Annotated in this window: 18 protein-coding genes and 1 pseudogene; 10 read left to right on the plus strand and 9 right to left on the minus strand. The window is 62.6% G+C overall.

From position 1 onward, the window contains the following. Positions 1-63: 63 nt before the first annotated feature. Positions 64-351, plus strand: a complete 288-nt coding sequence (locus tag G3W89_RS31870) for a helix-turn-helix domain-containing protein (protein ID WP_162570746.1) — start codon at positions 64-66, stop codon at positions 349-351. On the opposite strand, the gene G3W89_RS31875 is transcribed toward G3W89_RS31870, so the two are convergent. Next, positions 348-1,214, minus strand: coding sequence for a hypothetical protein (locus tag G3W89_RS31875; protein WP_162570745.1), 867 nt, complete (start codon positions 1,212-1,214; stop codon positions 348-350). The two genes, G3W89_RS31870 and G3W89_RS31875, sit on opposite strands and share 4 nt — an antisense overlap. A gap of 132 nt (positions 1,215-1,346) precedes the next feature. Further along, positions 1,347-1,877, minus strand: coding sequence for a hypothetical protein (locus tag G3W89_RS31880; RefSeq protein ID WP_162570744.1), 531 nt, complete (start codon positions 1,875-1,877; stop codon positions 1,347-1,349). Between the two features lie 207 nt (positions 1,878-2,084). Between G3W89_RS31880 and G3W89_RS31885 the strand changes: the two genes are divergently transcribed. The 4 genes from G3W89_RS31885 (at position 2,085) to G3W89_RS31900 (ending at position 4,864) form a co-directional block, all read left to right on the plus strand. Next, a complete protein-coding gene (locus G3W89_RS31885; protein ID WP_162570743.1) occupies positions 2,085-2,378 on the plus strand; it encodes a hypothetical protein in 294 nt (97 codons plus the stop codon). Further along, positions 2,375-2,650: a DUF4031 domain-containing protein gene (locus tag G3W89_RS31890; RefSeq protein WP_162570742.1), complete on the plus strand. Its 276-nt coding sequence runs from the start codon at positions 2,375-2,377 to the stop codon at positions 2,648-2,650. The genes G3W89_RS31885 and G3W89_RS31890 overlap by 4 nt, the downstream gene beginning before the upstream one ends. A 32-nt stretch (positions 2,651-2,682) precedes the next feature. Further along, positions 2,683-3,753, plus strand: a complete 1,071-nt coding sequence (locus G3W89_RS31895) for a hypothetical protein (protein WP_162570741.1) — start codon at positions 2,683-2,685, stop codon at positions 3,751-3,753. Positions 3,754-3,826: 73 nt separating this feature from the next. After that, positions 3,827-4,864, plus strand: coding sequence for a hypothetical protein (locus G3W89_RS31900; RefSeq protein ID WP_162570740.1), 1,038 nt, complete (start codon positions 3,827-3,829; stop codon positions 4,862-4,864). A 91-nt stretch (positions 4,865-4,955) separates the two neighbouring features. Here the strand turns inward: G3W89_RS31900 and G3W89_RS31905 are convergent, their stop codons facing one another. Next, positions 4,956-5,723, minus strand: coding sequence for a hypothetical protein (locus tag G3W89_RS31905; protein WP_068677184.1), 768 nt, complete (start codon positions 5,721-5,723; stop codon positions 4,956-4,958). Positions 5,724-5,834: 111 nt separating this feature from the next. Here G3W89_RS31905 and G3W89_RS31910 point away from each other — a divergent pair, with 111 nt between their 5' ends. Beyond that, the gene (locus tag G3W89_RS31910) at positions 5,835-6,056 is read left to right on the plus strand and encodes a hypothetical protein (RefSeq protein WP_162570739.1); all 222 of its coding nucleotides are present in this window, start codon (positions 5,835-5,837) and stop codon (positions 6,054-6,056) included. A gap of 515 nt (positions 6,057-6,571) precedes the next feature. On the opposite strand, the gene G3W89_RS31915 is transcribed toward G3W89_RS31910, so the two are convergent. The 3 genes from G3W89_RS31915 to G3W89_RS31925 all read right to left on the minus strand — a co-directional run bounded on the left by G3W89_RS31915 (position 6,572) and on the right by G3W89_RS31925 (position 9,817). After that, complete coding sequence (locus G3W89_RS31915; RefSeq protein ID WP_162570738.1) at positions 6,572-7,612, minus strand: hypothetical protein; 1,041 nt, start codon at positions 7,610-7,612, stop codon at positions 6,572-6,574. Positions 7,613-8,384: 772 nt separating this feature from the next. Further along, positions 8,385-8,855, minus strand: a complete 471-nt coding sequence (locus tag G3W89_RS33780) for a helix-turn-helix domain-containing protein (protein ID WP_162570737.1) — start codon at positions 8,853-8,855, stop codon at positions 8,385-8,387. Continuing rightward, positions 8,852-9,817, minus strand: a complete 966-nt coding sequence (locus tag G3W89_RS31925; protein WP_162577750.1) for a tyrosine-type recombinase/integrase — start codon at positions 9,815-9,817, stop codon at positions 8,852-8,854. The genes G3W89_RS33780 and G3W89_RS31925 overlap by 4 nt, the downstream gene beginning before the upstream one ends. 415 nt (positions 9,818-10,232) lie before the next feature. On the opposite strand from G3W89_RS31925, the gene G3W89_RS31930 reads away from it, so the two are divergent. After that, positions 10,233-10,679, plus strand: coding sequence for a hypothetical protein (locus tag G3W89_RS31930; protein ID WP_162577751.1), 447 nt, complete (start codon positions 10,233-10,235; stop codon positions 10,677-10,679). Between the two features lie 447 nt (positions 10,680-11,126). Here G3W89_RS31930 and G3W89_RS31935 read toward each other — a convergent pair whose 3' ends face one another. Next, a complete protein-coding gene (locus G3W89_RS31935; RefSeq protein ID WP_162487203.1) occupies positions 11,127-11,924 on the minus strand; it encodes an esterase/lipase family protein in 798 nt (265 codons plus the stop codon). A gap of 349 nt (positions 11,925-12,273) precedes the next feature. Here G3W89_RS31935 and G3W89_RS31940 point away from each other — a divergent pair, with 349 nt between their 5' ends. From G3W89_RS31940 to ygiD, 3 genes and pseudogenes are all read left to right on the plus strand, one after another. After that, positions 12,274-12,513: a hypothetical protein gene (locus G3W89_RS31940; protein ID WP_162570734.1), complete on the plus strand. Its 240-nt coding sequence runs from the start codon at positions 12,274-12,276 to the stop codon at positions 12,511-12,513. Between the two features lie 94 nt (positions 12,514-12,607). After that, positions 12,608-12,871, plus strand: coding sequence for a hypothetical protein (locus G3W89_RS31945; protein ID WP_162570733.1), 264 nt, complete (start codon positions 12,608-12,610; stop codon positions 12,869-12,871). 401 nt (positions 12,872-13,272) lie between these two features. After that, positions 13,273-14,177, plus strand: a pseudogene (gene ygiD, locus G3W89_RS31950) (4,5-DOPA dioxygenase extradiol). Between the two features lie 58 nt (positions 14,178-14,235). Here ygiD and G3W89_RS31955 read toward each other — a convergent pair. After that, positions 14,236-14,955 carry a hypothetical protein gene (locus G3W89_RS31955; protein WP_162570732.1) on the minus strand — a complete coding sequence of 240 codons (720 nt, stop codon included), beginning with the start codon at positions 14,953-14,955 and terminating at the stop codon, positions 14,236-14,238. 169 nt (positions 14,956-15,124) lie between these two features. Next, a complete protein-coding gene (locus G3W89_RS31960) occupies positions 15,125-15,934 on the minus strand; it encodes a hypothetical protein (RefSeq protein WP_162570731.1) in 810 nt (269 codons plus the stop codon). Positions 15,935-15,980: the final 46 nt, after the last annotated feature.

Below are 15,980 nucleotides of genomic sequence, written 5' to 3' on the forward strand. Positions count from 1 at the left end.
CGTATAGGCGGTAGATGGATTGGCTGTAGATTTTTTCATCGCAGGACGGCAAGCTGCGCCGACATGCCCGCCCCGAGACATCCGACGTCTGCCTCCCTCACGCTCGCGGCCAACTTGCGTACCTTCCGCTTACGAGCCGGCCTCTCGCAAGAGGAGCTGGCAGACCGGGCCGGAGTTCATCGCACCTACGTGAGCCAGGTTGAGCGCCAGGTGGTCAACCCAACGCTGGCGTCCGTGTCGAAGCTCTCGGATGCGCTGGGCTTGCCGCTCGCACGCCTTCTGGACGGCACAACCGGACCTGACTCAGTCGGCACGGCTTGCGAAGCGGCACCCCGCGGCGGGGTAGCCTAGTTGACGGTATTGCCGTCGAACTCGATGCCGACAGCGAAGGAAGGCATCTCCGCGGAATGGGCAAGCGCGAGCATGGCGTGGGTCAACGCCGCCTCCAGCAAGGATTGAACCATCAGCGTTGCCTGGCTATCGCGACGCGTACTCACACACACGTTCCCGACGAGAGTCAGGCCTGCTGCATCGGCCACGGGCTTCAGGCGGGCAAGGGCCGCCTCCAGTTCTGCCTGAACGACATCGACCACGAACTCCACCAGGGCTGCCGCGGCGCCGGCACCCCGCATGCTGGCGCGGGTCACGAGCTGATTGAGGCTGACCTCAAACCGGACACCCCCGGCTCTACAGGGGGCGGCAAGAACCTCTTCCGCATCCACCTCCGGGCGGATGACGAGGGAAAAGTCAACAAAGGCGGCCACCTCCGGAGATTGCGTGCTTTGCGCGAACGCGATGTGCCGACTGCCTGCCAGGCTGCTGACGACCCCCAACGGCGCCTCAGTGGCCAGCCTGCGCAAAGCGGGCTCGTCCAGCGTTGTGAAGAGCGGGAGCGATTCCTCAAGTGCGCCGGTTTCGTCGAATGAGAACGTGCGGTGCCAGAACGTCTCGCCCGGCGCTCCATCCATGGAAAAGGCGCGCGCGATTGCGTCTGCGGGCCGCCCCAGCTGACCAGGGCTGCGGATGTGAAAGTATCCGACTGTTTCGCCATCATGTGTCCCGGGCAAAGGGCGCGTCGAAGCCGAGGAGTTCACGACATTGCACGGCAGTACCTCCTCGACCTGGCGATGCAGAGCGAGCGCCTCCTGGGTCGCGGAAGTAGCGGCCCCCACGATGACGTGAGGGAAACTGAGCTTGGAAGAGCGATTACGCATGAGTTAAGCGAGATGTTGTGTCTTACGCATAGCTACCGACCCTGCTCTCGACGCCTATAGCCGGCCCTTGAAGACCGGTTAGAGCCTGGCCGCCCAGTGGGCGTACGAGCCGCCGTTCCTGCGGTACGCCGCTCAGACCCGGGCTTTCCACTGGGTCTTGCGACTGCGCTTCCAGCAGCGGTCGTCGCGCGCCGCAATCGCGTAGTCGTCCCACGGGGTCGGAAGGTTGGCAGCAGCGCGCTTACCTCGAGGCGCGACCTCGCCATCCTCGTGCACGACGAGCACTGCATTGCGTCGTTCGTTGATGTGATGGACGCGACGGAAGTGGTGACCGCCGTGATGACGACCCGTCCCTGGTACGGGGCCGTAGCCGCAGTAGTCGTGCTTCGAGGCCCAGAAGGGACGGCGGGGCGGCCCACGGAAACGTTCGAAATCAGAGACCACGACAGGCGCGCCAAAGTCCGTCACCATCATCCAGTCTGCGGTCACCCAAGACAGCAGACGGGAGCAGTAGAAGGGCGACGTGAAGTCGAGTCCGAGGTTTTGGCTCAGCCACCAGTAACCGAGGGCGCGGAACGCCGCCTCGAGCGAGGGATAGTCGTAGCTTGCGCCGCTGCGATGGCGCAGGGTCACGCCCGGTTGATAGGGCGGAATAGTGTGCATTGGAAGGCTCCATTAGTTGTGAAACTAATGGCCGTCCAGCACTCCTTTGATTCGGTCAAATGACATTCGGCGATTTGGTAGTTCGTTAGCGGAGACGGGCGCCCTTGCGAGATGCGGTCCCTTTGCCGTCAGTATAGGGAAGACGGTTTTAGCCAAGGCTAAAGCAGGTGGCTACAGAACGCTGCCCCTCCAACCCTGGAACCTCCTGTGCTCATCCTCACCTACCCTGTCGCCCTGGTCGCATGGACGTACCTGTACGTGTTCTCGCTGAATCGGCACCCGAAGTCCGGCGTTCCGGTCCGGCAGTTGCAGGCGACTGTGGCAGTATTTGGCGGCCTAATGGCCCTTCATCTGCTTTCAATCGCTTACGCCCTGTTCATGGGCGAGCTTGACTGGGGCCTTGTCGACGTAGGCATGGAGTTCGCGTCGCTGTACATCGGCCTGTGCCACATCGCGGGTTGCATTCTGGCCATCGACCACCTGAAGCAGCGAAAGCCGTGACGACCTATGTCGACGACGCTGCGATTCCCTTCAAGGGTAAGCCGCGCTTTCACCTGACCGCGGATTCGCTCGAGCAGCTGCACAGTTTCGCGGCCGAGTGCGGCATAAACCGCTGCTGGTACCACCGAGGTACGCGCCATCCTCACTACGACATCACGGCAGAGCAGCGCCAGGTCGCGACATCTCGGGGAGCCCTCGCTGTCACCAGTAGGGAGCTGCTCAAGCGCGCAAAACTCCTAGCTAGCCAGCCGCGCCTTCCTGCGCTGCCCTGAAAGGTGGGCTTGGGAGGCGTAGGATTAACACTATGCAGTCCCAGACCTTACACAAAAGTATCAGCGCCGCGGTGTTCGAGAGCTTTCTCGAGGCGCTCGCGGGGCATTTGCAGCTCGAGTCCGGCGAATCCCTGCCGGATGGCGTGGGCGACGTGGATAGCGGCGGTGTGCCGGTTTCATTGGCCGTGCAACGCTCCCAGCGTTTTGTTGCTGCTCGATGGGCCTGTGTTGACGAAAACGGCCTCGCACAGCACGAAACGTTCTTCGTACAGCCCAAGGGAATAGCCGCCCGAACGGGGTATCGAATAAGGCGCTACGCGGGTCCGCTAAGTCCGTTCCACGCCCCAGATGGTGGCGGAACCCGCCTGGAAGCTCCAGCCTGGTGGTCGGCAGCAACTGCGACGGGAGCGCCTATTGAAACGGGGACCCTGCCGACATTCGTTGAACTTCTGGCGACGCTTTGTGGCGAGGGTCGCGTCAAATCCACCAACCCGGAGTTGCTTGCGCGTCTTAACGCCCAAGAGGATGAGGCGAACTACTTGCTGACGCTGCTGGACGAGCAGAAGCGGCAGCTCAAGCAATACAGGGCTCGCCTCCGGAGCCTCGAAGCCGCCACAGGCAACGCAGATGCGCAAGCCGACGAGGTGGTCGTGGACATCGACGGAAGGCTGCCCGACTTGGAGTCACTGCCAGCCTGGGCAGCGGAGAACCGCGAACGCATCGTGGTCCTGCCGCGTGCGCTTAACGGTGTAAAGAAGTCGCGCTACGAGCGGCCGGAGGTCGTTTGCGCGGCGTTTGAGCTACTTGCCGGCACATACCGCGACACCCGCCTAGGGCTCGCGAAAGCCGAAGACCTGGACGCGGCTATGTCCGTCCACGGGCTGAAGCTGGAAGGCTCCGTGGGAGCCAGCATCGCAGGTGAACAGGGAAGCGCCTACTTCGTTCGATGGGACGGACGTCGCAGGATGCTTGACCTCCACTTGCTCAAGGGAGGCGGGCGCGACGAGCGCTATTGCATGCGCTTGTACTTTTTCTGGGACGCCGAGTCGAGTCGGGTCGTGGTCGGCTCCGGCGTGGCCCATCTTGCAAACAGTCTCAGCTGAAATCATGGCGAAGCTACGAACCAAATCAGGGCGCGCGAAGTCGCCAGCCGGGGGGCTTACCCAGGACGACCTCTTGCGAAGCATTGTGAGCAGCGTTGCCGACAAGCTGATGTCCGACCAGAGCATGGGCATCGGCGATTCCGATGCCGCGAAGGACGTGCTTTTCCTGGAAGCGCATTGCTTTCCACAGCTTTGCCGCCAGGCGGTCGCAGAGGCCGAGTTTGAGCCAGAATTTCCCCCTCGGATTCAGGTCGTGCGGTTGACGGGCCTTGGCGACGAGGGCGGATGGGCGGGGTCGCTCGTGGAGCCCGGCGACCCGAGCTTCATTTCAGGAGGCCCTGATGGAATCCGCGCCCGCATGGCATCGGCACTCCGCAGGAGCGAAGCGACGCGGGCAGTGGCCCTTTGGGTATGCCCTTACAGAGTGGGAGGGCCGCCTGCGAGAGACCTGACCTTTGCATTTGCATTCCTGCGGCACACGGACGGGCTCGAACAAATCTACCTTGTCAGCGAGTCTGGCTTCATGCGGGTCCCGAGCAATGCAAGGCTGCGGGCGTCCGCCCTGGATACCATGCTTGAGGGCTATGGAACACTCGAAGAGCGCATGGAACCAGTGATGGGCGCGGTGGAAAATGCGCTGGTCCAGGCTCGGCCCAAGGTGGAAGCTGAGTTCGCGACCTGCAAGCTCCCGGTGCCAGCCCTCTCCGAAGCGCAATGGACGCTCTTGGTGCGAAGCCTGCTGGCGCAAGAGGAATGGAAACACGCAGTCGAAGCTCTTTGCCGCGAGGCTGTGGGGCCCGCAATCGGCCAAGCGACGAACCTGGCTGTGCTGGTTGGCAAGCTTTCCGAGGAGCTAGCCGCCGCGCTCAACAGGCTGGAAAGCCGCGCAACGCAGGAGCTTGACCTGTCCCGCGACAAGCAGTTCCGCAAGCTCCAAGCGGACCTTGAGAAGGCACAAATGATTGCCACGGGCGCTCAAGAGCGTGCTAGGCGCATCGAAGCGGAGAACCAGGAGATTCGCCGGGCCGGGGGCGCAGCACGAAGCCACGCGCCTCCGGAGCCTGGTCCCGGAAAAGGGCTTGGCGAGGCGTTGGTAGACCTCTTCGGCTAGGGGCCGCGGCCCAGTTAGCCGGTACCCCAGCGTACGAAAACGCGGCCGAGGGCCGCGTTTTCTTGAATCAGCGCTTCGACATTCCCGGCACCTAGCTTGCTGCGTCGACGCTCATCGGAGGCAGGTCGAGATTCTCGATGTCCACCAGCTTCGCGATATGCACGTCGATGGTACGGAGGACAGTCGCGCCGGCGCGATTGCGATGGCTCTCGAAACCAGTGACCCGTGCCGAGGGAAAGTGTGACTCGATGAGCTCGATGAGCGCGTTCCGACTCGCCTCGCAATCGACCAAGCCTTCGTGGCCGGAGCCCTCGGACGTTTCAAGTACAAAGCCCCTCTCGACAAGGCTGGCTAGCCAGGTGGCTCGAGTAACCTTGTCCGAGACGGGGGTCGCCGAGAACGTCAACGAGGTGGTGCCGAAAAGGCTGCCGCTCAACTTGAGGTGGACACTGCCGTACTTGCTGAACGACATGTCGGAGATGTGCCCGAAGCCGTAAATGTCCCACCAGCGGTCGATACGGTCGCCGAGACGCTTGACTGCCGCTTCCACGTTTTCAGCGGTGACCTGCTCGCCCAGCCTGCGCTCGAGCTGGAGGACCCGCTGATTCGCGGCGCGAAGCGCCGCATATCGCTCTTCTCGCACGGCGGCCGCATCGGTTTCGATGCCGGTTAACTTGCCGACCTCGGCGAGGCTGGATTCGGCGACGTACAGGACGTTGCGTCCATGGTCCCGAGAGAGCTGGTCGCCCGCGGCCATCTGGTGGAGGTGGTTCAAGCCGCTCACGACCTCGGTGAGGGTGCGCTTGAATACAGCTTTCTGGTCGGCATTGAGCACGACCATCTGGTTGTCGTTTGACATGTGTCCTTCCTGGTGTGCGCTCCTCGAGCGCGTTCAACACCTGTAGCCAACGGGACTTATCCCCCCCTATATAGGGCGACGGCAAGGCGCCCATCAACTCAGGACATCACAATGAATCATCAGGACCTCGTCGTTATCGAGGTGCACCCGTTCTACCGCGACAGCGTTGCCCCCGGCATGCTCCTTGCGCTGGTAGCTGAAATCGAGCGGCGTCTCGCCGCGGGCATCCCGTTTGGATGTTCTACTCGAGTCGAGACCTGCGGCGGCGGCCGCGATGAGTGCTTGGCAGAGGTGGAACTCTGGCTCTCCAGCCGCGGCGTTCGGGCCGAGTGACTTCACCCCGTGACGTACCTGAGCCGGAAGGTGGATTCACAAGGTCACTCCATTCCGAGAGGCCTTCCTTCGAGTGCGCCGGGGGCCCTAGCGGCAGGCATCCCCTTTTAAATTCTTTCCTCAAGGCTCCTCTCCGGGGCCATTTCCTTACGCTCTCCAGTGCTAGGCTATCGGCTCCCGTACGGCGGCACCGGTCAAAGCGGTCCTGAAGGCGCTCATGCAAATCAAATGGACGCGACTGGTAAGTTCCAACACTGACCACCAAGGTTGGAGCCCGCATTCTGATTTCGAATTCATTCATGAAGGTCTTCGCCGAAGTCCTGTGGTCAGGTCTGTGGGCAACCTGAAGGGTTGTCCATAGAGCTGTCCATGGGACGTAGGCTCCCCCGTTGGCTGATTCGGTGTCGAGCAGGCCCAGGGCCGGTCAGGGGGTCAGGCCATCTCGTTGGAAGCTTGGCGTTTTGTGCCCTCAGCAGAACAGCGACCGCGGGTCAACCAGCAGTGGCCGGCCGCGCCTAGGTCGACGTTGCCTGCGAACGTCCGGCTTGAGCCACCTCGTCGCGAATCCGTGGGGCGAAGGCAGCCCAATACTTCACTGCAGTCTGGTTTGAGATTCCTAGCGTGCGCACGAGCACCTTCGGAGTGGCCAGCCCCGCTCGGAAGAACGATGCGAGGGCCGTCGTGTACAGCTGCCTGGCTGTGACTCCCTGGCCCAGCAACACATACCTGAGCCCGGCGTCGGAGAGCGCACGGCCGGGCACCGCGGACTCGAAGAGCAAATCGTTGTCTTTGAGAGGCTGGCCGCGCCTAGCTTCTAGCGTCGCGAGATACCGTGTCAAGAGCACCGAGGTCCTGGCATCGAGGTCAATGGACACTTCTGCGAACCGAGCCTGCACCGAGCCGTCTGCTGTAGTTTGGAAGGCGCCGCGGCAAAGGTTGCGCGCCTGTTTCCCGGTACGCGCGTAGAGGAGCATCAATACGCCCAGCAGCGCATTCCGAAGGTCCCCATCTTCCGCCCGAAACCACCCCTGGCGCAGCTGCCCGGCACGCTGCGGGGTCAGAAGGTCGTGAAACGGAACGCCGCTTGGCACACTGCGGTCCAGATGGAGGCGCTGGAACATTCGCTCCTTGCGGTTCAGGAATCCGATAAAGGAGTGCAGAGCGTTGCGGTGTCCGGGGTAGCTGGCCACAAAGCGTTCGAGCATCGGGCGGTCAATCCCTTGGGCCGACACGACAGAGGACGGCATCGAGTCGAGCAGCCGGAACGCGGCTCGCAAAGACAAGGTGACCGTTCGCGCAGTGAACCGTTCGTGTGCGCCGCCCCAGCCGCGGGCTCGCCAGCTACGCAGGTAGGCAGCAAGGCTTCGTCGATAGCGCGTGAGCAGCTCGAGCTGCCAGGGCTCTCGCACACGCGCCAGAAGCCGGTCCTGCGCAAGATTCTCAGTGGTCCGCGCCACCACTTCCATCGGCATCGCCTCGGCTTGCCCTTCCCTGAGTAGCCATGCATAGGCGACCTGGTAGCGCCGAAGCTCTTCAGGCGAGAATTCAGCGGCCATCCGTTCTGCGGTAGGCGCGGTACCGCTGACCGATGCGAGACCCAGGCGCTCAAAAAACTGCGCGTAGGCTCTCCAGCGCCCCCTGGAACGTCCGCTGAGGGTGGCGTGGGCGATGGTCTGAGCGGCGAACTTCTCGAACAGCGCTCGCGCCCAGCCGTGTGTCAGCCTGCCCGCAAGAAGGGCAACTTCGTTTGCGAGAGCGCGGCGCCAGTAACACTGGACACACTCCGCGGCGGAGTGGCGCTCGCTGGAGCGACCGCACCTGGAGCAGCTAAACGCCACAGGCTCCACGCATCGACGGCAGAGGGCTTTGCCCTCCGGCGAGTGCGCGACAACCTTGCGGTGCTTGCGGCAGCGCGAACAGGTTTGACAGTCGGGCCGGGCGCAGCGCGGGCAAACCGGCGACGTGATGCCGAGCGCGAGATTGGACTCGAAATGGCGACTCTCTCGACCACAGCGCGTGCAGTTCCCAGGAGGCTCGTAGAACCGACGGCAGTAGCCGCAAGCGTAGCCGCCAGGCACTTCGAACGACGTACGATGCACCGGTTTGCTGCATCGCATGCAAGCAAACGCGGTCGATGGCCTACATCGGCGGCAGTAGGCAGGTTCCATCCCTTGGTGACTTCGGGTGCTCGCTCCGCAGGTTGAGCAGGGCACCGGTAGGAACGCTCGCTGGTAGCAGGCGCCGCAGACCGGCCGTTGCGCGAGCCGTGTCGCCACCTTGATGAGGACGGGGTTGGCGCAAAGGGCGCAGGACTCAGCCACCGTGTCCCTAGCTCGCGCCCAAAGGGCGGACAAATGCGAGGGATGCCAGGGAGGGACCCAGGATGTCCCGGGGCACACTCGGGGGCACCGCAGAGGCCGCAGGATGCTTGGTTCGCGGAGCCTTGGGTGTGGAGGGCGCAACGCCGCGAGCGGGGCGAGCAGAATCTTTGGCCGAACCCGCAGGCCCAGCAGCGGGTGGTGCGCCGGTCGGCTCCAGGCGCAGCAGCTCATGGGCGTCGCAATCGAGTTCCCGCATCAACGCGCCCAGTAGCTTCACGTTCAGCTTGGACGGCAGGCCCGCAACTATGCGCGTGAGCTGTTTGCGGGTGAGTCCGACGGCGTAGGGCTCCAGCCGGCGCGACAACTCAGTAGCGGTTCGAATGCCACGCTCCGACATGACCGTGTGCAGACGCCACAGCACCACGCAACTTGCCGCTGGCGGCGCCGCGGCAGGGGTCAACTGGCGGACGTCGCTCACTCGGTCGCTCCATCGGCCTTCAGGTTTCTGGCGATGGCGGCGTTAAACGCCCCGCGGATATAAGCATCTGGATGGTGGATGTAGACCTGCATGGTCGAGCCGTGCGCATGGCCGTGGCGTTGCCGGTTGGACTCCAGGCTGAGGCCGCTCATGTCATCCGACGACATCGATGTGTGGCGAAGGCAGTGTGGCACCAGCTCGATGGGCAGGCCCGCAAGCTCGATGATTCGGCGGAATTCGCGGTGAAAGGCACTGTAGCTCAGTCGCTTGCCCTGTTCGGAGAGGAACATTGCCTTTTCTCCGGGTGCTGCCTTCGCCAGGTAGTTCGGGCGCACGTGTTCCATGTACCAGGCCAGCGCGTGGCTCAGGGCGACCTTCAGGATGGGAACCTGTCGCCACTTGCTGCCCTTGCCGAACACGCGGACGATGCCGAAGTCCCCCATTGCGGGCTGTTCGGGATTCGGCTCGAACGAATCGGTGTCCAGGCCCAGGACTTCATCGGCGCGCAGGCCCATCTCGAGGGTGCTGCCGAACATGGCCTTGTTGCGCTGGTGGGCACGCACCCCTTTGGAGCCCTGCTGGTAGGCGAGGGCCATCTCAAGGTCGATGCGCTCCAGGAAGGTGGCAGCCTCGGCCTCCGTGAAAGAGCGGCGCGAGTTGTTGCGCTCGAGTTCGCGCTCACGCCGGTGGATGATGGAGTTCTCGGGCGTGGAGACCTGCACGAGCTCCACCCCCAGCGTCTGGCGGATGTCGGCCTTGAAGCGCGGCTCGCGCAGGAGGTAATCGAAGAAGACGCGCACGGCGGTCTGGTAGGTCCTTTGGGACGAAGCCACGACGCCGCGCTCAAGATAGAGGTGGTTGCTCCATCGCTCGAAGTGCTCCGGGCGCAGCTGACCAGGCAGTGCCCTCGCATGGTTGAGAAAGAGCAGGACGAGGTTCTCGTCGCCTTTGATGGTCTTCACCTTGTGACGGCGGCTGCCTCGGTAGGCCCGATAGGCGGTGAATAGCCGCTCGAGCAGTGCGCGCTCCTTTGGCTTGGCCCAAGGTATGAACTCGACACTGGCACTGTCATCGTAGATTCTGCTAGTATCTGTGTTAGTTCGCATGGACAATGGGCGCTTGGTGCGCGCTATAGGGACATTGGCCGCGATTTTAGGAAGCCGCGCACGCCCGGCAAGCGGTTTCGGATACGAAATCCATTACACCTGCGCGCGCCGGCGCATGGCGTGCGCCTCCGGGACCTCCCCTGTCCCGCGATTTTTCGCTAAGTGCCTGTCGCGCCTCGGAATTCCGCCAGAAGCGAACGTTGGAGAAATTTCGGCGAACGTTGTGGGGTCGGAGCGCTATACGCACAAGGTAAACAACCAGGAAAGACCAATGTCCAAGAAGAACGAGCCGTGGCTCTCCGCCGCGGAGGCGCTCAAGCGCATGAACCAGGTCCGGAGCGCAGTCGATGGCGCAAGCCCATTTCTCGTTCAGGCGGCCGTCTTCGGCCGAATGCAGGCTTGCACCATCGTGGAGCTCAGAGCTGCGATGGTCAACCCCTTTCAGGGGGTCAGCCGGGGCGGGCGTCCTGTCATCGTTGCGCTCCGCTCGTCGGAACCGACGGCGATGCTCACCCTCGACCAGGCTATCGCCGCGACCGAAGCGCTGGCTGCCTCCACCGGCGAAGGAGTTCCCTTCCTGGCAGGAAGCAGCGAACAGTCGTTCCAGCTCTGCGATATCCGCCCCACTAAGGGCGGTGCGGATGACTACTTCAAGGTGGTGACGCGCGGCGGGGTCAGCGTCGTTTACGCAATGCAAACCATCCCGCGCAAGGACTGATTCTCGGCCCACGATTCCCTCGTGGGCCCTTTTTTGCCTTGGCAGCGAAGCTTGAGCTCAAAAGAAAGCCCCTCAACGAATCCGGTGAGGGGCTTGAGAGGAATCACGGACGTCCGTGTCCCGGGCCGCGCAATCGACGGTCCGCGTAGCGAAGACCTGTCACCTTGACGCCCTGCGTCCTAGGCTCTGCCTGATGGGCAACAACACACACGATTTGGGGCAGCAAACGTCCCTCATACACGCGCACTTCAAGAGTGGAGCCATCCTCGGATGGCGACCTCGTGGGAGGCGTGCCAGCTTTGTTTTGCATCTTGATTGTTCCTGAGTTGACCTACAAGGCTGTATAGAAAATACGGTACTTGAATGCGACCAGCCTAAAACGTTTCTCCAAGGCAAAAGAAAGCCCAACCGCGGATGCGGTCGGGCTTCTAGAATGAGGATTGAGGCCTAGGCCTTATCCTTGAGCAACGATGCGATACGTTCAGCCGGCAAGCCGGTAAGAACGGATGCGTGCGTCGCGACAGTTCTGATGACCTGCTCGGCTTGAAGCCGCATGCCAGGCGCAAGCTGACTTTGACGGCTGATGGTGCCGTCGCCGTCGGACTCAGCGCTGTCCTCTGTAACTGCGTAAACCAGCGTGAAGTGCGTTTCGAGCTGACTGCCGTAGATGGATTGCAGCGTCCGACTCCCGGGCGAGAGGTCGTGCCAGCTATCACGGCAGGGCGTCAAAAACGACATCATTGAGCCGATACCCGCGCCCCAGTGACCGCCCCAAGGGGTGGCCACCGTGACGAGTTGGTCGACATGCATGTGCTGCTCCAGCGCCTTGACAAGATGCCAAGCCACAAGGCCGCCCATGCTGTGAGCAACAACTCGGATACGTTGCATGCCCGCTTCGTCCATCAAGCGAAGGACTTCCTTTGCAAGGCGTCCGCCACTCACTGCGACAGCGTCACCACTTGCGTAGTAGGCATACCAGGCTTGCTGTTTGGATGTGTCCAGCTTGCCTGCAACGTCCACAAAATCTCGAGGTGAGCCAGAGGACCCGTGCACGAAGAGCACGACTTCCTTGCTGACATCGACCGGCTGGCCCATGTAGACCCCAAAGTGCTTGAATTCCTGGGGCTTGACGGAGCCGACCTCCGCCACGGACACGTCGAAACGTGCATCGAGAGCGATGTCGACTACCTCGGCAGCATGAAGATGCGAAAAAACAAAAGAGAGAACGAGAGCAAGCCATTTCATGGCATTTCCTAAGAGAGTTGACCTGCTCTCTGTAGGAACGTCGCCTATGCGACCGCCCAGCGGGACCTCGAGATGGGCTATGCCCCTCGGGAAATCATGACTCTGCAGAGGGGACAGGGCTTCGCCGACCTGCTCCCTCAGCTCGTTACGGAGCTGCGTGGCCGGGGAGTTGATGACGAAGGAGGATGGGACTGCGCAGCGGCGCGAGACATTCCGGTGCTCACCGCTTCTCCCCAGGACGCTCCCCTTGCCGTCAATGGGTACCTCACAGTTCCGGGCACTCCGGGCAGCCAGGACGTGAACGTAGACGCCCGCCTCGTGGTTCGTCAAGGCCGGAGACGAGGCCATCATGGAACTTGTCGGAAATGGGATGCAGGGCGAGGCCGCTGCCTTCGTGCTGAAGTCTCTCCTCGATGGAGGCCAGGCAGACGCCCCTGCGGCGCACGAGCAGCACTTTCTGGCAAGGAAGCGTAAACCGGGCCTTGCCTGCGGCGTCGATTTTCGGCTAGACGTCCCTCAAGCCCTCAACTGGCTGGAGACCAATCGTCCGGACCTGTACCACGCGCTTGGAATCAAGCGCATCAGCTGATTGCCATTACGGCACCGAAGGCGCTCGTATAGCGCCTTCGTTTTCGCCTGAGCGGGCATGACGAGCTACACGTCAGAGGACAAAGGAGCAATACATGTTTTTTGAAAAAGGCACGAAGGTGCGCTTCACGGCTGAAGCCCTAGTTCGTAAGGGACCGTCGGAGTCCAAGCGCTACTCAGGTCGCACCGGCGAGGTCACTGGCTACCGCATGGGCGCTGTCGCCCCCATCGTCAGCTTCCCGAAGGATGGTCGCCGCAAGGAGATGCGTCTCTTCGAGGTCTCCGTCAAAGACCTCGAAGTCGTGCCCGCGGCCCAGCCCCGGCAAGGGTCGAAACCGCACCGCGTGCTCGCCCCTTGAGGCCTACGCCCGGAGATAGAAAGGGCCGGGGTTGAAGCACCAGCTCATGCCTATTTCCCAATCTGGAAGGCTTCGCAACCTGGGCAAGGGCAAATGACCTGGCTACGTCGTGGGCTTTCGAGCACGACGGTGGTGGGATTGAGAGCTGGTTCGTCCTTTCCGTCCGACCGCTCTAAGCAGCTGATTCGTGAGCCCCGCATTCCTTCGTGGATGCGGGGCTTCTTCCTTCCCAAGAAAAAGCGCGGCCTTGCGAGTCCAGGTCCGCACCTACAATCGGCGGGAGGGCCTCGGCCCTGTCCCCGCGGGCGGCCGGGCCCATACAAAGCGTCCGGCTATACGAATTCCGTCCCGTTCCGAGCCCCTTCGCCTGCTGCTCTGCTTCGAGCAAGTCTCCTGAAAACATGTTCTCTGCCGACTCAAGCCGCCGCGGCTTTCTGCTCCAAACGTCTGCGCATGGCGCGACGGCCGCCCTTGCATCGCTCTCGAGCCTCGCCCATGCGGCGGCGGAGAAGCGCGGCAAATCCGTTGCTCGCATGCCCACAGTTTTCATTGGGCATGGCAGCCCGATGAACGCCATTCGCGACAACGAGTTCACCCTCCGGATGTTTGCGTGGGGCCGAGCTCTGCCGACACCCACTGCCATCCTCAGCGTCTCCGCGCACTGGCTCACCCAAGGCGCCACGGGCGTAGGCGTTCAAGAGCGTCCAAAGACCATCCACGACTTCGGGGGCTTCCCCCAGGCACTCTTCGACATGGAGTATCCCGTGCCAGGCCACCCTGTCTTGGCTCATCTTGCTGCTGGCTTGGTCAAGCAGGGGCGCGTGGTCCCAACGCAGCAGTGGGGCCTGGACCATGGCACGTGGACAGTCCTCAAGCACCTATACCCCAAGGCGGACGTGCCGGTCTTCCAGGTCTCCGTCGACTACGAGAAGCCGGCTTCGTTTCATTACACAGTCGGCCGTGAGCTGGCCGCCCTTCGGGACAAGGGCGTTCTCATCTCGGAAGCGGCAACGTGGTGCACAACCTTCGTGCCACGGACCGAGGGGTCGCGGACGCGCTCACGGCGAGCCGGCCCTGGGCGCAGTCGTTCGATGACGCCGTGAAGGCTGCACTCGCCGGAAGGGACGACAAGGCCCTCATCAATTTCAGCAAGCTCGACGGGGCATCGGTTGCCGTAGCGACGCCCGACCACTACTACCCCTTCATGTACCCGCTCGGAGCCGCAGGCGGCGGTGAGCGCGCGCAAACCATCTACGAAGGCTTTCAATCCGGGACGCTCAGCATGCGTTGCGTTCAGTTCGGTTAAGCCTGGCCCACCAAGGCAAAAAAAGGGCCGACGTCGTGAAACGTCGGCCTTTCGAATGTCAGCGGGAGTAGGCCGTAGACGGGAGCTGAGCGGGTTGAGCTTTCCAAGCACCGCTCACCCCGTCAATCTCGTCCATCCACACTGTCCGCGTCGGTTTGTCACCGATGCCTATGCATCCTCTCCGACCGCGCTCCGACAGCTTCCTAATTGCCATCCGACGCCGCACCGCTGCCGTCAACCCGATTTCCTGCGAGCAGAAGAACCCGGGAGCCCCTCGGAACGAATCGGGATGGAACTCGACGCAATCCCGGGCGACCACGCCGTGAGGCTGCGCTGAGTCGAATGCCAGCACGGTGCCGAGTTCCAGTGGAATTCTTCGTTCCAGGAACGGGAAGTAAACGTCCCACGGGGTCTTGTCAGACAGCCATAGCACGCAGAACACGTCATTTGGGAAGTACGTCGCATCGTGGTGGTACTGCGCGCCGGCACAAGCCAGCAAGGATGCTCTGCAGCTGAAGCTACCGAACCCTTGTGCCTGCAGCCACATGGAAGTGGCTTTGACGGCTTGGGCAAAGACCTGCGAGCGCGTGCCGTTGAGCGAAGCGATTGAGCCGGGTGCGGCTCCGTCCCGCCGAAACTGCGAGGTCCAGCTTTTAGTGTCAGCCGGCGGCACCGGCTCCATAGCCAGCCGGCCGGAAAGTACGGTCTGCGAAATCGTTCGCTTTCCGCCAGTCGGAAGGACGACGAGCGCCTCTTCAGGTGTCAGTGGTTGCCACATAGTTGCTCATAGAGTTGCCCTTCTTGGTGTAGCCAGCCGCCTCAGGTCCGCGCAATCCGGCAAATCTACTACTACCGTTCCGGCCACCGCCACCGCCCAAAAGGAAACGACCGCTCGAGAGCGGTCGTCGGGTGGAAATCAAAGGCAAGAGCCCTGACGCTGGATGGACTCAGGCCAGCTTGGCTTCAGTCGTCTGTTGCAGGGCGGTCAGGGCCATCCTCGCGGAGATTTCAGAACGGAAGTTTTGCTCCTCGCCGGCGAGCCACTTGCCAGGAATCCGGCCGTCGACCTGCAGGTACTCGATGACCGACATCCGCTCCGAGAACGAGGGTCGGCAGACCTCTTCGCGCACCTGATGCAGCGTCTGCGCATCGCCCAGGACCACGGCAAACTTGAGCATGTCCAAGGTGAACTGGCGATTGCGCCCATAGAGCACGCCCCGAGCTTCGCTAGCGCACGCCCCCGCTTCGGGGAAGTGCGTCAGCGGCGCAAGCGACGCCAGAAAGTCCAGAGTGGCGACTCGGCTCGCGTTGATGCGGCGGTTGTGCCGCGCCAATGCGAATGCGTATTTCACAGAGGTGCCAGGGCCTTCCGGGGTCGGCACCGCCTCGTGGAACTGCTCGTCGCCGAACAGGTCCGCAAACTGTTTGCAAGCCGAGCCTTCCAGGCTCAGTGGCAGCGGACGGATGTCGTGCTCGACGCCTTCGTCCCGTCCTGCGGCGTGAATGTGGTGGAAATAGGCCTGCAGAAGCAGCCGCTCTCTTGCCTCGCCAGCCGCACTCTGAGGCGCGACTTTGAAAACGCATTGAGGCTCGTCCCGCAAGCAGACCTCGGCAAGGGCGCCTCGAAGGGGCGCCAGGCACACCTTCGGTCGGCCATCGTAGTCGCGCAGGCCGTTGAGTACCTGCGAAAGGAGCGATTGGATAGTCGTAAAGCAACGGGCAGAAAAGTGAAGGGTCCTCATTTCAATATCTTTCATGGTGTTGGTTTTCCTCCACCGTGTAGCCAACCCATGCGGGCCGCGG

This window comes from Variovorax sp. PBL-H6, assembly GCF_901827155.1.
Lineage (GTDB): Bacteria > Pseudomonadota > Gammaproteobacteria > Burkholderiales > Burkholderiaceae_C > Variovorax.